The 17,159-nt window shown below is 75.6% G+C and carries 16 protein-coding genes; 11 read left to right on the forward strand and 5 right to left on the reverse strand.

All coding sequences use genetic code 11. From position 1 onward, the window contains the following. Positions 1–47 precede the first annotated feature (47 nt). On the forward strand, positions 48–953 hold the full coding sequence (locus NX801_RS10870) for a LysR family transcriptional regulator (RefSeq protein WP_258787152.1): 906 nt from the start codon (positions 48–50) through the stop codon (positions 951–953). 226 nt (positions 954–1,179) lie between these two features. Here NX801_RS10870 and NX801_RS10875 read toward each other — a convergent pair whose 3' ends face one another. The 3 genes from NX801_RS10875 to NX801_RS10885 form a co-directional block, all read right to left on the reverse strand. Beyond that, entirely contained in the window at positions 1,180–1,869 is a 690-nt protein-coding gene (locus NX801_RS10875; protein ID WP_258787153.1) for a gamma-glutamyl-gamma-aminobutyrate hydrolase family protein, read from the reverse strand. Positions 1,870–1,996: 127 nt separating this feature from the next. Next, a complete protein-coding gene (eat, locus tag NX801_RS10880; protein ID WP_258787154.1) occupies positions 1,997–3,439 on the reverse strand; it encodes an ethanolamine permease in 1,443 nt (480 codons plus the stop codon). 341 nt (positions 3,440–3,780) lie between these two features. Continuing rightward, a complete protein-coding gene (locus tag NX801_RS10885) occupies positions 3,781–4,479 on the reverse strand; it encodes a FadR/GntR family transcriptional regulator (RefSeq protein ID WP_258787295.1) in 699 nt (232 codons plus the stop codon). 321 nt (positions 4,480–4,800) lie between these two features. Between NX801_RS10885 and NX801_RS10890 the strand changes: the two genes are divergently transcribed. The 3 genes from NX801_RS10890 to NX801_RS10900 all read left to right on the forward strand — a co-directional run bounded on the left by NX801_RS10890 (position 4,801) and on the right by NX801_RS10900 (position 8,410). Further along, on the forward strand, positions 4,801–6,171 hold the full coding sequence (locus NX801_RS10890; protein WP_258787155.1) for a glutamine synthetase family protein: 1,371 nt from the start codon (positions 4,801–4,803) through the stop codon (positions 6,169–6,171). A 106-nt stretch (positions 6,172–6,277) separates the two neighbouring features. Beyond that, positions 6,278–7,624: an aldehyde dehydrogenase family protein gene (locus NX801_RS10895; protein WP_258787297.1), complete on the forward strand. Its 1,347-nt coding sequence runs from the start codon at positions 6,278–6,280 to the stop codon at positions 7,622–7,624. 3 nt (positions 7,625–7,627) lie between these two features. Further along, on the forward strand, positions 7,628–8,410 hold the full coding sequence (locus NX801_RS10900; protein WP_258787156.1) for a 3-oxoacyl-ACP reductase: 783 nt from the start codon (positions 7,628–7,630) through the stop codon (positions 8,408–8,410). Positions 8,411–8,576: 166 nt separating this feature from the next. On the opposite strand, the gene NX801_RS10905 is transcribed toward NX801_RS10900, so the two are convergent. Next, entirely contained in the window at positions 8,577–9,779 is a 1,203-nt protein-coding gene (locus tag NX801_RS10905) for an amino acid deaminase/aldolase (protein ID WP_258787158.1), read from the reverse strand. A 564-nt stretch (positions 9,780–10,343) separates the two neighbouring features. Between NX801_RS10905 and NX801_RS10910 the strand changes: the two genes are divergently transcribed. The 3 genes from NX801_RS10910 to NX801_RS10920 all read left to right on the forward strand — a co-directional run bounded on the left by NX801_RS10910 (position 10,344) and on the right by NX801_RS10920 (position 13,580). Beyond that, positions 10,344–11,171, forward strand: a complete 828-nt coding sequence (locus NX801_RS10910; RefSeq protein WP_258787159.1) for a hypothetical protein — start codon at positions 10,344–10,346, stop codon at positions 11,169–11,171. 77 nt (positions 11,172–11,248) lie between these two features. Beyond that, positions 11,249–12,370: a type VII secretion-associated serine protease mycosin gene (gene mycP, locus NX801_RS10915; protein ID WP_258787303.1), complete on the forward strand. Its 1,122-nt coding sequence runs from the start codon at positions 11,249–11,251 to the stop codon at positions 12,368–12,370. Between the two features lie 472 nt (positions 12,371–12,842). Continuing rightward, a complete protein-coding gene (locus NX801_RS10920) occupies positions 12,843–13,580 on the forward strand; it encodes an SseB family protein (protein WP_258787160.1) in 738 nt (245 codons plus the stop codon). Positions 13,581–13,861: 281 nt separating this feature from the next. Here the strand turns inward: NX801_RS10920 and NX801_RS10925 are convergent, their stop codons facing one another. Next, positions 13,862–14,248, reverse strand: a complete 387-nt coding sequence (locus NX801_RS10925; protein ID WP_258787161.1) for a DUF1844 domain-containing protein — start codon at positions 14,246–14,248, stop codon at positions 13,862–13,864. A gap of 288 nt (positions 14,249–14,536) precedes the next feature. On the opposite strand from NX801_RS10925, the gene infC reads away from it, so the two are divergent. The 4 genes from infC (at position 14,537) to NX801_RS10945 (ending at position 17,146) form a co-directional block, all read left to right on the forward strand. Then, positions 14,537–15,244, forward strand: a complete 708-nt coding sequence (gene infC / locus NX801_RS10930; protein ID WP_258787162.1) for a translation initiation factor IF-3 — start codon at positions 14,537–14,539, stop codon at positions 15,242–15,244. 109 nt (positions 15,245–15,353) lie between these two features. After that, the gene (gene rpmI / locus NX801_RS10935; protein WP_258787163.1) at positions 15,354–15,548 is read left to right on the forward strand and encodes a 50S ribosomal protein L35; all 195 of its coding nucleotides are present in this window, start codon (positions 15,354–15,356) and stop codon (positions 15,546–15,548) included. A gap of 115 nt (positions 15,549–15,663) precedes the next feature. Next, positions 15,664–16,047 (forward strand): 50S ribosomal protein L20, encoded by a 384-nt coding sequence (rplT, locus tag NX801_RS10940; RefSeq protein ID WP_018103794.1) that lies wholly within the window; start codon positions 15,664–15,666, stop codon positions 16,045–16,047. Between the two features lie 244 nt (positions 16,048–16,291). Further along, entirely contained in the window at positions 16,292–17,146 is an 855-nt protein-coding gene (locus NX801_RS10945; protein ID WP_258787304.1) for a TrmH family RNA methyltransferase, read from the forward strand. The last annotated feature ends 13 nt before the right edge of the window (positions 17,147–17,159 follow it).

Raw genomic sequence — 17,159 nt, forward strand, 5'->3', positions numbered from 1 at the left:
CGGCTCCGACCAGGGAGCTTTTGACTATGAGCCCATAAACTGACCTTATGAGCCTCACCCACCGGGTCCCCGACCTCGGCGCCCTGGAGCTGCTCCTCGCCGTGGCCCGGCACGGCAGCCTGGGCCGCGCCGCCCGGGAGGTCGGCATCACCCAGCCGGCCGCCAGCAGCCGGATCCGCTCCATGGAACGCCGGCTCGGGGTGGCCCTGGTGGACCGGTCGCCGCGCGGCTCTCGGCTCACCGAGGCCGGGGCGCTGGTCACCGACTGGGCGCGGCGGGTGGTGGAGGCGGCGGAGGCGTTCGACGCGGGTGCCCAGGCGCTGCGGGACCGCCGGGACTCCCGGCTGCGGGTCGCCGCCTCGATGACCATCGCCGAGTATCTGCTGCCCGGCTGGCTGATCGCGCTGCGCGCCGGCCGCCCGGACACCGCCGTCTCGCTGCGGGCCGGCAACTCGGCCGCCGTGGCGGAGGCGCTGCTGGCCGGGGACGCCGACCTGGGGTACGTGGAGGGGCTGGCCGTTCCCCCGGGCCTGGACGGGGTGGTGGTGGGCCGGGACCGGCTCCTGGTGGTGGCCGCGCCCCGGCACCCCTGGGCCCGGCGGCGCGCCCCGCTCACCCCGGCCGAGCTGGCCGCCACGCCCCTGGTGCTGCGGGAGTACGGCTCCGGAACCCGCCAGGTGCTCGACTCCGCGCTGGCCGGGCACGGCGGGGTCGCCGAACCGCTGCTGGAACTCGCCTCCACGACGGCGGTCAAGGCGGCGGCGGTGACGGGCGCGGGCCCTGCGGTGCTCAGCGAGCTGGCCGTCACCGAGGAGCTGGCCTCCCGCCGGCTGGTGGCCGTCCCGGTGGCCGGCGCGGAGTTCCGCCGGGAGCTGCGGGCGGTCTGGCCGGCGGGCCACCGGCCGACCGGCCCGGCCCGGGATCTGCTGGGACTCTCCCGGCCGGGGGACTGAGCCGGGGCTTCCGGCGCTCCGGCACGGAGCCGGGCCCGCCGGTGTACGTACGGGGCCGGGCCGGTGGCGTGCGTACGGGGCGGGGCCGGTGGCGTGCGTACGGGGCCGGGCCGGCCGCTGCCTTCGGGAGCCCGTCGGCCTGCCCACGGGGGCCGCCGGCGTGCCGGGGCAGTTCCGCTGCCGCCACCCGTCCACGGCGCCGGCCCCGGAGCCGTACCGGGTGCCCTCAGCGCCCCGAGGCCGCCGCCACCAGGCCCGCCATCACCCGGCCGTCCTCGCCCATCTCCGGATGCCACTGCACGCCCAGCGCCCAGGCGCCGCCGTCCCGGGGCAGCTCCACCGCCTCCACCGTGCCGTCCTCCGCGTACGCCGAGGCCACCAGCTCTCCGCCCAGCGCGTCCACCGCCTGGTGGTGGTACGACGGCACCGGCACCGACTCCGGGACCAGTTCGGCGTACCGGGTGCCGGGCACCGGCTTCACCTCGTGCGGGACGAGGACACCCGGCCCGCCGGTGTGCCCGTCCAGATGCTGGAGCAGGGTGCCGCCGAGCGCCACATTGAGCAGCTGCATGCCCCGGCAGATCCCCAGCACCGGGACGCCCGCCGCCAGGGCCGCGTCGATCAGCGCCAGCTCCCAGACGTCCCGCTCGGCCGCCACCGGGCCGGTGCGGGGGTCGCGCTCGGCGCCGTACCGCCCGGGGTCGACGTCCGCGCCGCCCGCCACCACCAGCCCGTCCAGCCGGGCCACCATCGTGGCGGCCGCCCCCGGCTCGTCCGGTGGAAGCAGCGCGGCCAGGCCGCCCGCCGAGCGCACCAGCCGGGGGTAGGCGGCCGGGAGCAGCGCGGCCGGCAGCTCCCAGACCCCCCAGCGGGCGGCGTCGAGATAGGTGGTGACACCGATGAGCGGCTTGGACACGGAAGTCTTCCTCTCGGGCTCTGTGGGCTCTCCGGCGATCCGGCTCTCCGGTACGGATCTCCCGGTGCGGGGCTCCGGTACGGGCGGGCGCCCCGGTGGGGGCGGGGCTTCGGCACGGGGGGCGGGCTCAGTCGCGTGCGAGCTCCGCCTCGGCCGCCGCCAGCGCCGCGAACTCCTCCTCGGGAGCGCTCGCCACCAGCCGGTGCCGACTGTAGAAGGTGAAGTAGGCGAGCGCGACGCCGTAGACGATCAGCGCGATCACCGCCGCGTCCCGGTCCACCAGGAAGGTCGCCACCAGCGCGGACAGCGCCAGGACGAGGGCCACCGACGAGGTCAGCGTCCCGCCGGGCGTCCGGTACGGGCGGGGCAGCCCCGGCTCCCGGCGGCGCAGCACGATGTGGGAGAGCGCCATCAGGGCGTACGAGATGGTGGCGCCGAACACCGCGATGTTCAGCATCCGGGCACCGTCGCCGGTCCCGGCGGCCAGCCCGAAGCCGATCGCGCCGGGGATCAGCAGCCCCAGGTACGGCGACTTGCGCCGGCTGGTCAGCGACAGGAAGCGGGGCAGATAGCCGGCCCGGGAGAGCGCGAAGAGCTGGCGCGACCCGGCGTAGATCAGGGAGAAGAAGGAGGCCACCAGACCGGCCAGACCGGCGTAGTTGACGAATCGGCTGAGCGCGGTCGGGGCGCCGTCGCCCTGGAGCGCCACCACCAGCGGATTGCCCGCGTCCGCCAGGGCGGCCGAGCCGCGCGCCCCGGTGGCGGCGAAGAAGGTCAGCACGGCCAGCAGCGCCAGCACCAGCATGGAGAGCGAGAGCGCCCTCGGCATCGAGCGCACCGGGTCCTTGGCCTCCTCGGCGGCGAGCGGCACCCCCTCCACGCCCAGGAAGAACCACATGGCGAACGGGAACGCCGCCCAGATGCCCAGCACGCCGAAGGGCAGCCAGGAACCGGACCCGAAGGCGCCCGGATCGACCGGGATGTCGTCGAGACCGCCGGCCCGGAAGTCGGTGAGGGCGCCGACGGCGAAGATCAGCAGCGCGGCGACGGCGATCGCCGTCACCACCAGGCTGAACCGCAGCGCCTCGCCCACGCCCCAGAGGTGGATGCCGATGAAGAGGGCGAAGCAGGCGAGCTGGACCGGCCAGCCGGACTCCAGGCCGAAGAGGCCCAGCGACTCGACATAGTCCCCGATGAAGATCGAGATGGCGGCCGGGGCGAGTACGTACTCGATGAGGATCGCGGTACCGGTGAGAAAGCCGCCCCAGGGGCCGAGCGCCCGCCGGGCGAAGCCGTAACCGCCGCCCGCCGCGGGCAGGATGGCGGAGAGCTCGGCGAGGGCGAAGACCAGACAGGCGTACATCACGCCCATCAGCAGGGTGGCGACCGCCAGTCCGCCGAAACCGCCCTTGGCCAGGCCGATGTTCCAGCCGGAGAAGTCGCCGGAGACGACATAGCCGACGCCGAGGCCGGTGAGCAGCAGCCAGCCCGCGCTGCCGCGCCGGAGGGCCCGGCGCCGGAGATAGTCGTCCGGGCCGGCGGACGGGTCCTTGGTTTCTTCCAGCGTCATGGCAGCAGCGCTCCCGCGTCGGGCCCAATGGAATGGTCCCATACCATTGCGGTGGCGGAGCCGAAGCGCAAGACCCGTGCGTAACTTTCGGGTTTCCGGACCGGCGGATCCCGGGACGTTCCGGTCCGGACCGTGCGCCCGGCCCCGCGCGCCCGGCCCCGTACGCCCGGGACGCGGCCCGTGCGCCCCGTCCCGCACGCCGGGCCCGTACGCCGGAACCAACCCCGGGCCGAGGGGCCCGGCTCGGATACCGCCCGGCTCGGGAACCCCGGAACCGCGAGAGCCGCCCGGCCCGGGAGTCCCCGGCTCAGGGGTCTCGGCTCGGGCCCCCTGGCCCCCGCTCAGGCCAGGAAGCCGCGCAGGAGGGCCGCGGTGCCCGCGCAGTGCTCGCGCATCACCTCGCGGGCCCCGTCCGCGTCGCCGTCCAGCACGGCTTCCACCAGCGCGGTGTGCTGGTGCTGGGAGTGCTCCAGGTTCCGCACCAGCAGCGGCATGCGGTCGAGCAGCTCGTTGACGGTGGCCCGGACGGCCGCGTACTGGGCGGTCAGCGAGGGTGAGCCGGACAGCTCCGCCAGGGTCAGGTGCAGCAGGGTGTCCTGGCGCCGGTACTCCTCCAGGGGTGCGTCCCGGGTGGCCCGCAGCGCGGCGAGCAGCCTCGGCTCGCCGCCGGCCGGCAGCCCGTGCGCGGCGCACAGCCCGGCGGCGCCCACCTCCAGCACCTCCCGGAACCGGAGGGTGTCCTCCAGGTCCACCGCGGCACCCCGGCGGTGCGGCTCCCGCTCCCCGGGCGTCCGCTCCCGGTGCAGGACGAAGGTGCCGCCGTACCGGCCCCGGCGGCTCTCCACCAGCCCCTGTTCCTGGAGCACCTTCAGGACCTCGCGCAGGGTGACCCGGCTGATGCCCATCCGCTCGGCCAGCTCGCGCTCGGCGGGCAGCCGTTCGCCGCCGGGCACCAGGCCGAGCCGCACCACCTGGAGGATCTGCTCCAGGGCCTCCTCGAAGCCGTTGCCCGCCCGGACCGGCCGCAGCACCGGTGCCAGCCGGTCGCCGGCCGCCGGGCCCGGGGGGTGCGCGGCCGGATCCCCGGCCGCCTCCGGGCCGGCCGCCGGGCCGGGCCCCGCCGCCGGTTCCGAGCCCGCCGGGTCCGGGCCCGCCGGGTCCGGGCCCGCCGACTCCGGTGCCACGGGGTCCGGCCCCACCGGCTCCGGGGCGCCCGCGGCCGGACCCCCGGTGGCCTCCTGGGCGGCGCCGGGCGGGGCCTCGGCGCCCTTCTTCCTCGCCACCTCGCGATGTCCCCTTCCCAATCAATGGTCTTCGGCAATACCTTATGGCTTCCGGCTGACCGAAGGAGGAGTTTCCCCGTGGCAGACCGCAAACCGCCGCTCGCGGTGGAGGCACTGCGTGCCCTCGTCGCGAAAGGTGAGATCGACACAGTCGTCCTCGCGTTCCCCGATATGCAAGGGCGGCTCCAGGGCAAGCGGTTCGCCGCGCCGTTCTTCCTCGACGAGGTGCTGGAGCACGGCACCGAGGGCTGCAACTATCTGCTCGCCGTGGACGTGGAGCTCAACACCGTCGACGGCTACGACATGTCCTCCTGGAACAGCGGCTACGGCGACTTCGCCATGCGCCCGGACCTCGCCACCCTGCGCCGGGTGCCCTGGAACGCGGCGACCGCCCTGGTCGTGGCGGACCTGGTGTGGCACGACGGCTCCCCGGTGGTCGCGGCACCCCGCCAGATCCTCCGCCGCCAGCTGGAGCGGCTGGCCGGGCGCGGCTACACCGCCCACGCCGGCACCGAGCTGGAGTTCATCGTCTTCCGGGACAGCTACGAGCAGGCGTGGGACGCCGGCTACCGGGGCCTCACCCCGGTCAACCAGTACAACACCGACTACTCCATCCTCGGCACCGGCCGGGTCGAGCCGCTGCTGCGCCGGATCCGCAACGAGATGGCCGCCGCCGGGCTCACGGTGGAGTCGGCCAAGGGCGAGTGCAACCCCGGCCAGCAGGAGATCGCCTTCCGGTACGACGAGGCCCTGGTCACCTGCGACCAGCACGCCGTCTACAAGACCGGGGCCAAGGAGATCGCCGCCCAGGAGGGGCTCTCCCTCACCTTCATGGCCAAGTACAACGAGCGCGAGGGCAACTCCTGTCACATCCACCTCTCCCTCCAGGCGCTGGACCGGCCCGGCGAGAGCGTGATGGCGGGCGACGGGCCCGGCGGCATGTCCCCGGTGATGCGGCACTTCCTCGCCGGACAGCTCGCCGCGCTCCGCGACTTCTCGCTGCTCTACGCCCCCAACATCAACTCCTACAAGCGCTTCCAGCCCGGCTCCTTCGCCCCGACCGCCGTCGCCTGGGGGTACGACAACCGCACCTGCGCGCTGCGGGTGGTCGGCCACGGCCGCTCGCTGCGCTTCGAGAACCGGCTGCCCGGCGGGGACGTCAATCCGCACCTCGCCGTCGCCGGCCTGGTCGCCGCCGGGCTGTACGGCATCGAGCACGAACTCGACCTGCCCGACCCCTGCGAGGGCAACGCCTACACCGCCGGGTACGCCCGGGTGCCCACCACCCTGCGGGAGGCCGCCGAGCTCTGGGAGAACAGCCCGATCGCCAAGGAGGCCTTCGGGGACGAGGTGGTCGCCCACTACCTGAACATGGCGCGGGTCGAACTGGCCGCCTATGACGCCGCGGTGACCGACTGGGAGCTGCGCCGCTCCTTCGAACGCATGTGAGGCCCCGTTGACCAGCAGCTGTCACCACGACCACGACGCGGCCGCCGAGGCCGCCGAGGGGCCGGCCGCCCCCGGCGGGGACGACACGGCGCCGCACGAGCACCAGGTGCTCAACCCGGCCACCGAGGAGGTGATCGCCACCGTCCCGGCCACCACCCGGGCCGGGGTGGACGCCGCCGTCGGCCGGGCCGCCGCCGCCCAGCGCCAGTGGGCCGCCGCGGCCCCGGCCGACCGGGCCAGGCTGCTCCGCCGGTTCGCCGCCGTCGTCGACGACCACCTGGAGGAACTGGCCCGGCTGGAGGTCCGGGAGGCCGGCCACACGGTCGGCAACGCCCGCTGGGAGGCCGGCAACGTCCGCGATCTGCTCGACTACGCGGCCGGGGGAGTGGAGCGGCTCAACGGCCGGCAGATCCCGGTCCCCGGCGGGCTGGACATCACCCTGCTGGAGCCGCTCGGCGTCGTCGGGGTGATCGCCCCCTGGAACTTCCCGATGCCGATCGCCGCCTGGGGCACCGCGCCCGCGCTCGCCGCCGGCAACGCGGTCCTGCTCAAGCCCGCCGAGACCACCCCGCTCACCGCCCTCCGGTTGGCCGGGCTCGCCCTGGAGGCGGGGCTCCCCGAAGGGCTCTTCCAGGTGCTGCCCGGCGCCGGGACGGTGGCCGGCGACGCCCTGGTGCGCCACCCCGGAGTGGCAAAGATCGTCTTCACCGGCTCCACCCGGGTCGGCAAGAGCATCATGGCGAGCTGCGCCGAGCGGGTGAAGCGGGTGACCCTGGAACTCGGCGGCAAGAGCCCGAACATCGTCTTCGCCGACGCCGACATCGAGGCCGCGGCCGCCGCCACCCCGATGTCCTTCCTGGACAACGCCGGCCAGGACTGCTGCGCCCGGACCCGGATCCTGGTCCAGCGGAGCGTGTACGACCGCTTCCTGGGGCTGCTCGCCCCGGCCGTGGCGGAGGTCGTCGTCGGTGACCCGGCCGACGAGAAGACCCAGGTCGGCCCGCTGATCTCGCGGACCCAGCGGGACCGGGTGCGGTCGTACGTCCCCGAGGGCGCCCCCGGCATCCGGGGCGCCGCGCCCGAGGGACCCGGCTTCTGGTTCCCGCCGACCGTCCTCACCGGCCTCGCGCCCGGGGCGCCCGCCGCCACCGAGGAGGTCTTCGGCCCGGTCGCCGTGGTGCTGCCCTTCGAGGACGAGGCGGACGCGGTACGGCTGGCCAACGCCACCGAGTACGGCCTCGCCGGCTCGCTCTGGACCCGGGACGTGGGCCGCGCCCTGCGGGTCTCCCGGGCCGTGGCGGCCGGCAACCTCTCCGTCAACTCCCATTCCAGCGTGCGCTACTGGACCCCGTTCGGCGGCTACAAGCAGTCCGGCCTCGGCCGGGAGCTGGGCCCCGACGCCCTCACCGCCTTCACCGAGACCAAGAACGTCTTCCTGAGCACGGAGGTCTGACCCATGACCGACACCCCCGTCTGCCGCCGCCTCACCGGCCGCACCGCCGTCATCACCGGCGCCGGCAGCGGCATCGGCCTCGCCACCGCCCGCCGCCTCGCCGCCGAAGGGGCGAAGGTGGTCTGCGGCGACATCGACGAGCAGGCCGGCAAGGCCGCCGCCGACGAGGTGGGCGGCACCTTCGTCCGGGTGGACGTCACCGACGCCGAGCAGGTGGAGGCGCTCTTCGAGGCCGCGCACGACACCTACGGCAGCGTGGACATCGCCTTCAACAACGCCGGTATCTCGCCGCCCGACGACGACTCCATCCTCACCACCGGCCTGGAGGCGTGGCGGCGGGTCCAGGAGGTCAATCTCACCTCGGTCTACCTCTGCTGCAAGGCGGCCATCCCCTATATGCGGCGGCAGGGCAGGGGCTCCATCATCAACACCGCCTCGTTCGTGGCGGTGATGGGCGCGGCCACCTCGCAGATCTCCTACACCGCCTCCAAGGGCGGGGTGCTGGCGATGTCCCGGGAACTGGGCGTGCAGTTCGCCCGGGAGGGCATCCGGGTCAACGCCCTCTGCCCGGGGCCGGTCAACACCCCGCTTCTCCAGGAGCTGTTCGCCAAGGACCCGGAGCGGGCCGCCCGCCGGCTGGTCCACATCCCGGCCGGCCGGTTCGCCGAGGCGGAGGAGATCGCGGCGGCGGTGGCCTTCCTGGCCAGCGACGACTCCTCGTTCGTCAACGCCACCGACTTCCTGGTGGACGGCGGCATCGCGGGGGCGTACGTCACCCCGGTGTAGCCCGGAGCCGTCCCGGCGTGACTCCGGAGCCGTCCCGGCCGGAACCGCCCCGGCCGGGACGGCCGCCGGCCGTACCGCACCGACCGGAGGCCCGGTCCGGAACCCTCCGGGCCGGGCGACCGGCCCTGACGCACCGGCCCGGCCGGGTCCGGGTCCGGCCCGGTGCTCAGAGGAACGTCCGGCCCTCGCCCCGGTAGGTCGGCACGGTCGCCGTCACCCGGTCGCCGGAGATCAGACGCAGCCGGTCGAACCGCTCGCACAGCTCGCCCGCCTTGGCGTGCCGGAACCACACCTTGTCGCCGATCAGCAGATCGTCGGCCGGGGTGCCGAGCAGCGGGGTCTGCACCTCGCCGGGGCCCTCCTGGGGGTCGTACCGCAGTCCCTCCGGGAGGTACGGCACGGGCAGCCGGTCGGTCCCCGCGACGCCCGACGCCGGATAGCCGCCGCCGAGCACGGTCACCACGCCCACCCCGGGCCGGCGCACCACGGGCAGCGCGAAGAGCGCCGCCGGCCGGCCGGTGAACGAGGAGTAGTGGTCGAAGAGGCGCGGGACGAACAGCCCCGAGCCGGCCGCCACCTCGGTGACCGCGTCCTCGGCCGCCGTGAACTGGACGCTGCCGGTGCCGCCGCCGTTGACGAACTCCAGCTCCGGCGCCACCGCGCGGACCGCCGCCACCGCCGCCGCCCGGCGGTCCGCCAGCTCCCGGCGGGCGACCGTCTGCATCAGCCGGACCGCCGCCGAGCGCAGCGGCCGGCCGGGCACCGCGTCCCCGACCCCGGCGACATGGCCCTCGTACGCCATCAGCCCGGCCAGCCGGAAACCGGGACGGCGCACCACCGAACGCGCCAGCTCGGCCAGCCGCTCCGGCTCACGCACCGGTGAGCGGCGTGCTCCTATCCGTACCCGGCCGCCCAACAGCCGGAAGGACGTGTCGAGTTCGAGACAGACCCGGATCTCCTCGCGGCCGCCCGCCCGGGCCGCGTCGATCAGCTCCAGCTGGGCCGGGTCGTCCACCGTCACCGTGATCGCGCCCGCCAGCTTGGCGTCCCCGGCCAGTTCCGCGAAGCCGGCCCGGTCCACCGAGGGGTAGGCCAGCAGCACATCGGTGAACCCGGCCCGCGCCAGCCACACCGACTCGGCCAGCGTGTACGTCATCAGCCCGGCGAACCCCGGCCGCTCCAGGGCCCGTTCGAGCAGCGCCCGGCAGCGCACCGACTTGCTGGCCACCCGGACCGGCTTGCCGCCAGCGCGGCGCACCAGGTCCTCGGCGTTGGCGTCGAAGGCGTCCAGGTCCACGACGGCCACGGGCGCGTCGAGACGGGCGGTGGCCCGGTCGTACCGGGCGCGGTCGGCGGCACGCGGAGTCATGCGCCGAGGGTGCCAGAACCCGCTACCGGGGGGTAGGGGGACGTTCCGGTCAGAACGGTCCCGGCCCGTCCGTCCCCTGTCCCGGAGACCTCCGCGCAGCCCGTAGAGTTACGCCCACGCTCCGCCGAACGGACCGCAACGGGCCTGTTCGGAACGGGTGTACGACGAAGGTGACGAGCGAGCGCGGACGAGCACGATGGGGGGCCGATGAGCACCGAGGCACGGCGCCCGCCCGTCGCCCCGGCCGGCGACACCGCCGGGAAGGACCGGCTCCCGCCCCCCGCTCCGCTCGCGCCGCCCGCCCGGCCGGCGGCCCCGCCCCGGATTCCGCGCCCCGCGCCTCCGCCCGCCCCGCCGGCCCCCCGCGCCCCCGCCCCGGGGGCCGCCCGGCAGCCGCGCACTGGCCCGGGAAGGCCCGCCGGCCCGGGGACGCACACTGCCCCGGCGACGTACGCCGCCCCGGGGACGAATACCGCCTCGGAGGCGTACACCACCCCGGGGACGCACACCGTCCCGGCCGCGTCCCCCCTCCCCGGGGCGTCCACCCCGCCGGGGACGTACGACGTGCCGGGGGCGTACGGCCTGCCGCCCGAGACGCCCGCCGAGACCACCACCCGGCTCCGCCCGGTCCGCACCCGGCACCCGGCGCGGGCGGCCGCCGCCGTGGCCTGCCTGGTCCTCGGGCTCGGGCTGGTCGGCGGCGCGGCGGCCGGCGCCTGGCTCACCGGGGAGGCCAACGGCGCGCCCGCCACCCGGACCGGCTACACCGAGATACGCACCCTCTGGCACAGCACCCCGGTCGACACCCTCTTCCCCCGCACCGTGGACGGCGAGGGCACCGGACCCGGCGGCGCCGACCGCGTCTGGACCCGGATCGCGGTCGCCCCGGCCGGCCCCTGCGCCGACGCGCTCGACCCACTGCTGGTCCGGGCGCTGCGACCGGTCGGCTGCACCCGGGTGCTGCGCGCCACCTACACCGACGAGACCGCGTCGAACGTCACCACCGTGGGCCTGGTGCTCACCGAGGGCGACCGGGCCGGGATGACCGCGCTGGGCGCCCGGTTCGTCCGCGAGGGCCTGGCCCGGCGCACCGACCTGATGCCGCGGGCCCTCGCCGCCCCCGGCACCGTCGCGGCCGGCTTCGGGGACGCCCAGCGGGCGAGCTGGCGGGTGAATGCGCTGACCGACGCGCCGGTGCTGGTCTACGCCGTCTCCGGCTTCGCGGACGGCCGCCCGTTCGCCGCCCCCGAGCCCGCCGACGAGGCGATGCGCAAGGGCCGTACCACCGCCGCCGCCCAGTCCGGCCTCGGCAACGAGGCCCGGGGGCTGGCCGACCGGATCGAACGCGGGCTGCGGGCCCGGATCGCCGCCGCCGTGGAGGAGCCCGAGTGACCCTCTCGCCGCCGCTCCGGCTCCGGCTCCGGGCGGGCCGCCACCGCCGGCCGGCCGGGCTCGCCCTCGCCGCCGCCCTGGTGCTGCTGCCCGCCGCCCCGGCCCGCGCCGACACCATCCGCACCCAGCAGTGGGGACTGGAGGCGCTCTCCACCGACGCGGCCTGGCGCACCACCCGGGGCGCCGGTGTCACGGTGGCGGTCCTGGACACCGGGGTGGACCTGGACCATCCCGACCTGGCCGGCAATGTGCTGCCGGGCAAGGACCTGATCGGCTTCGGCGCCGAGCGCGGCGACCGCGCCTGGGCCCGCCACGGCACCGCGATGGCCGGCATCATCGCCGGGCACGGCCACGGCCCGGACGGCGGCGACGGGGTGCTCGGCATCGCGCCCGAGGCGAGCGTGCTGCCGGTCCGGGTCATCCTGGAGGGCGCCGATCCGGCCCGGGCCAAGGCCCGCACCACCCGGGGCCGGGCGCTGGCCGAGGGCATCCGCTGGGCGGTGGACCAGGGCGCCGACGTGATCAACCTGTCGCTGGGCGACGACAGCGCGTCCGCGCACCCCGACGCGGGCGAGGACGCGGCCGTCCGGTACGCCCTGGCCAAGGGCGCCGTGGTGGTCGCCTCGGCCGGCAACGGCGGCGAGAAGGGCGACCACATCTCGTACCCGGCGGCCTACCCGGGCGTCATCGCGGTCACCGCCGTCGACCGGTACGGCACCCATGCCGCCTTCTCCACCAGCCGCTGGTACGCCACCGTCAGCGCGCCCGGCGTGGACGTGGTCATCGCGGACCCGGACCGCAAGTACTACGCGGGCTGGGGCACCAGCGCCGCCGCGGCGTTCGTCTCCGGCGCCGTCGCCCTGGTCCGCGCCGCCCATCCGGACCTCACCCCGGCGCAGATCAAGAAGCTGCTCGCCGACACCGCCCGGGACCGCCCCGGCGGCGGCCGGGACGACGACCACGGATACGGCCTGGTGGACCCGGCCGCGGCCATCGAGGCGGGCGCGGCCCTCCGTCCGGCCGACCCCAGGGCGGCCACCGCCGGCTACCGGGGCCGCTACTTCGGCACCGGCCCGGACGCCGTGCCCGGGGCACCCGGGGGCCCCGGGCCGCTCGCCCCGGTCGCGGCCGGCGCCGGCGCCCTGCTGCTCGCCGCCGCCGCACTGCTCTGGCGCGGCGGCCTCCGCCGCCGGGGCTGACCGCCGGCCGACCGGCCCTCGCGCCCGGGGGCGTCGGTTCAGGGACGAGGCGGACGGGGCGGTCCGCTGGGACCGGCCCTCGCGCCCGGGGCGCCGACGGGCGCCGGACGGGTCAAGGGTGACGACGGTGGGCCCGCCCTCGCGCCCGGGGCGCCGGCGGAAGGCGGACCCCTGGGCGCGGTCGCCGGCCGGGGTCCCCGGGTATCCCGCCCCGGGGCCGTCTCCTCCGGCCGGCCCGGGGCGGCCGTGCGTTCGCCTCCGGACGGCCTCCACGGACGGTGCCGGAGCGCGTGCCGACTCGCCCGGGACCCTGCCTTGGCGCGCCCGGGACTCTGCCCCGGTCGGCCCGGCCGGCCCCGCCCCGGCCGGGCCGACCGGCCCTCGCGCCCGGGACCAGGGAAGGACCTGCTCGGGGCCGGGGAAGGACCTGCCCCGGGCGGGACCCCGCCCGGGCCCCGGATAGGCTCGCCGTGTGGCGCTCAAGAACATTCCGGACCCCGGTTACTCCGACGACGACGGCTCGGCCGATTCCCGGCTCGCGGCCGCGCTGGCCGCCTGGGCGCAGGACCGGTCCGCCGAGCCGGAGGTCCTCGCGGCGCTCCGGGGCGCCCGGTTGCTCGTCCCCGTGGTGGCCGTCCTCGGTGAGGTGGAGGAGGACGAGAACGGGCTGCGCCGGGAGAAGACCAGCGACATGGCGGTGCCCACGCTGACCGCCGGCGACCGCCGGGCGCTGCCCGCCTTCACCTCCACCGACTCGCTGGCCCGCTGGGACCCGGCCGCCCGCCCGGTCGCCGTGCCGCTGCACCAGGCCCTTCAGGCCGCCGCCCACGAGAAGGCCGACACCGTGGTGCTGGACATGGCGGGCCCGGTGGCCTACGAGCTGACCGGCCGCGCCCTGCTCGCCCTGGCCGAGGGCCGGACCAGCACCGACCCGCTCACCGACCCGGCCGTCGCGGCGGCGGTACGGGAGGTGGTGGCCGCCGAGCCCGAGGTGGTCCGCGCCCATCTGGGCCCGGGCGGCGCGGACGCGGACGGCACCCTCGCCCTGGTGCCGGCCCCCGGCGTCGCCCCGGCCGGGCCCGCCGGGCGGGTGGCCCGGGCGCTGGCCGCCGACGAGACCCTCCGCGCCCGGCTGGTGCGGGGGCTGGACCTGGCGGTGCTGCCGGAGGACGCCGTACCGCCGGGCGAGCCCCTCTTCGTACGCGGCTGAGCACGCGAACCCCCTGCACCCGCGCACGTGGCCGCCGCTCTGCCGTACGTTCCCGGCGGGACACTCGTACGACATCCCCGGCTCCGGGTCCGGGCGGGCAGCGAAGAGCCCGGCCGCGCGGACGCGGCCGGGCTCGGGAGACGGCGGCGTGCCGGGACCGGGGTGCGGGGGCGCCGGGCCCGAAGGCGCCCGGGGTCCCGGGGAGAAGCCCGGCGGAACCTCGGGCCCAGGACCCCGGGAGGCCCTGGAGCTCGGGTCCCGGGGAGGCCCCGGGCGCGGGGTCAGCCGTAGACCGGGCCGGTGTACTTCTCGCCCGGGCCCTGGCCCGGCTCGTCCGGCACCAGCGACGCCTCGCGGAAGGCCAGCTGGAGCGACTTCAGGCCGTCCCGCAGCGGGGCGGCGTGGAAGGAGCTGATCTCGGTGGCGCTGCCGTCCAGCAGCCCGGCGAGGGCGGTGATCAGCTTCCGCGCCTCGTCCAGGTCCTTGTGGGCGTCGCCCTCCTCGGTGAGGCCCAGCTTCACCGCGGCGGCGCTCATCAGATTGACGGCGACCGTCACGATCACCTCGACCGCCGGGACCTCCGCGATGTCGCGGGTCATGGCGGCGAAGTCGGGGGTCTCCGCCGCATCCGTGCGGGGGGCGTCCGGGCTGGGGATGGCGTCACTCATGCCCCCACACTATGCGCCCCGCGCGCCGGTTCGCCGCCACCCCCGGGAGCTGGTAACCTGGAGCGACGACCGGCCGGACGTCCAGCGTGTCCGGCCCACAAGTGGAGGCTCCGCTCTCCCACCTGACCGCCCCCCGGGCGGCGGGTCACCGGTCAGGCGGCAACCATCGTTCCGTACGGACGATGGGGCCGCCCGAATGCACGCCCCGCGGTCGACGCGGCGGTGTTCCGGTATCACCAGGAGCCCCGCCTGTGTCCCGTCCGGGGCATTTTTTCGCTTCCGGCGCGGTTGGTCTCACTAAACAGACGTTACGCGTCCGTCCGCCAGGCGGTCGCGTGGTGCTACCGAGGAGGATCCATCAGCGCCGAGCCCCGCATCAACGACCGGATTCGCGTTCCCGAGGTGCGACTTGTCGGTCCCAGCGGCGAGCAGGTCGGGATTGTCCCGCTTGCCAAGGCCCTGGAGCTTGCGCAGGAGTACGACCTCGACCTGGTCGAGGTGGCGGCCAACGCCCGCCCGCCGGTCTGCAAGCTCATGGACTACGGGAAGTTCAAGTACGAGTCGGCCATGAAGGCCCGTGAGGCGCGCAAGAACCAGGCGCACACGGTCATCAAGGAGATGAAGCTCCGGCCGAAGATCGACCCGCACGACTACGACACCAAGAAGGGTCACGTCGTCCGGTTCCTCAAGCAGGGCGACAAGGTCAAGATCACGATCATGTTCCGTGGTCGCGAGCAGTCCCGGCCGGAGCTCGGCTACCGACTGCTGCAGCGTCTCGCGGAGGACGTCCAGGACCTCGGCTTCATCGAGTCGAACCCCAAGCAGGACGGCCGGAACATGATCATGGTTCTCGGTCCGCACAAGAAGAAGACCGAGGCGATGGCCGAGGCCCGTGAGGCACAGGCCGCCCGCAAGGCCGAGCGCCAGGGCCAGCCCGCCCAGGCCGAGGCCGAGGCCGACGTCGTGGCCGACGAGCCGGCCGAAGCCGAAGCCTGACCCCCTCCCGGACGGCCGCCCGTCCGGGAAACCGACTGACATATCTGACGCTCCCGCGGGCCGGTCCCCGGACCGGCCGGGAGCGCCACTGACGAGGAGATACGGCGCGATGCCGAAGAACAAGACGCACAGCGGTGCCAAGAAGCGCTTCAAGATCACCGGCACCGGCAAGGTGCTCCGCGAGCGCGCCGGCAAGCGCCACCTGCTCGAGCACAAGTCGTCCCAGCTGACGCGTCGCCTCACCGGCAACGCCGAGATGGCCCCGGGTGACGCCGCCAAGATCAAGAAGATGCTCGGCATCTGATTCGTCTGCACTGACGTCCGCCTCCGGTGACCGGGGGCGAGCCCGACACCGGGACCCAATCGTTTCCGGGCCGCGCGAGGAACACCCCCGCGGCCCCGCTACAAGGAGTTAACACGTGGCACGCGTCAAGCGGGCAGTCAACGCCCACAAGAAGCGCCGGGCGATCCTGGAGCAGGCCAGCGGCTACCGCGGCCAGCGCTCCCGCCTGTACCGCAAGGCCAAGGAGCAGGTCACCCACTCGCTGGTCTACAACTACAACGACCGGAAGAAGCGCAAGGGCGACTTCCGTCAGCTGTGGATCCAGCGGATCAACGCCGCCGCCCGCCAGAACGGCATGACCTACAACCGCCTCATCCAGGGTCTGAAGGCCGCCAACATCGAGGTGGACCGCAAGATCCTGGCCGAGCTCGCGGTCAACGACGCCAACGCGTTCGCCGCGCTGGTCGAGGTCGCCCAGAAGGCGCTGCCGAGCGACGTCAACGCCCCGAAGGCCGCCTGATCTCCGCAGGCCGCAGAGCTTTCCGCCCGGACCCGCAGGCCCCGCGCCTGCGGGTCCGGCGCGTTCCCCACCCCTGGCCCCGCCTGTCCCCGCCGCTGACGGACGCGTCTCCCGCCGCCGGACGTCCCCGAGCCGCGTCGTGGGCGGCAGCCCGTACCGCCGTACGACCGTATGACCGCACGACGGCGTGGCTGTGCCGCTGGGGGCCTTCACCTTCCCGTACGAGAGAGAGCCGCCGACCACCATGGCCACCCCCGAGCTGATCTCCCCGCGTTCCCCGCGCGTCGTCGCCGCCCGGCGGCTGGCGAAGCGCAACTTCCGGGGCAAGGACCGCCGGTTCATCGCGGAGGGGCCGCAGGCCGTACGGGAGGCGGTCGAGCACCGGGGCGGCGGTGAACCGACCCTGGTCGAGCTCTTCACCACCGTGGAGGCCGCCGAGCGGTACGCGGACATCGTCGCCGCCGCCCGCGCCACCGGCGCCCGGGTGCACCACGCCTCCGACGCCGTGCTGGCCGAGGTCTCCCAGACCGTCACCCCGCAGGGTCTGCTCGGGGTCTGCCGGTTCCTGGACTCGCCGTTCGAGGAGATCCTGGCCCGCCGCCCCCGGCTGGTCGCCGTGCTCGCCCACGTCCGGGACCCCGGGAACGCCGGCACCGTACTGCGCTGCGCCGACGCCGCCGGCGCCGACGCGGTGGTGCTCACCGACGCCTCGGTCGACCTCTACAACCCCAAGTCGGTGCGCGCCTCGGTCGGCTCGCTCTTCCATCTGCCGGTCGCCGTCGGCGTCCCGGTGGAGCAGGCCGTCGCCGGGCTGCGGGAGGCCGGGGTGCGGGTGCTCGCCGCCGACGGCGCGGGCACCGACGACCTCGACGACGAGCTGGACTCCGGCTCCATGGGCGGCCCCACCGCCTGGATCTTCGGCAACGAGGCCTGGGGGCTGCCCGAGGAGACCCGGGCCCTCGCCGACGCCGTCGTACGCGTCCCGATCCACGGCAAGGCGGAGAGCCTGAACCTGGCGACGGCGGCGGCCGTATGTCTCTACGCCTCCGCCCGTGCGCAGCGCGCGTCCGGAGGGTGCCGCTCCGTAGCCAGCACCTAGTAAGGTGTCGCCC

The sequence above is a fragment of the Streptomyces pyxinae genome (assembly GCF_024756275.1).
Classification (GTDB): domain Bacteria; phylum Actinomycetota; class Actinomycetes; order Streptomycetales; family Streptomycetaceae; genus Streptomyces; species Streptomyces pyxinae.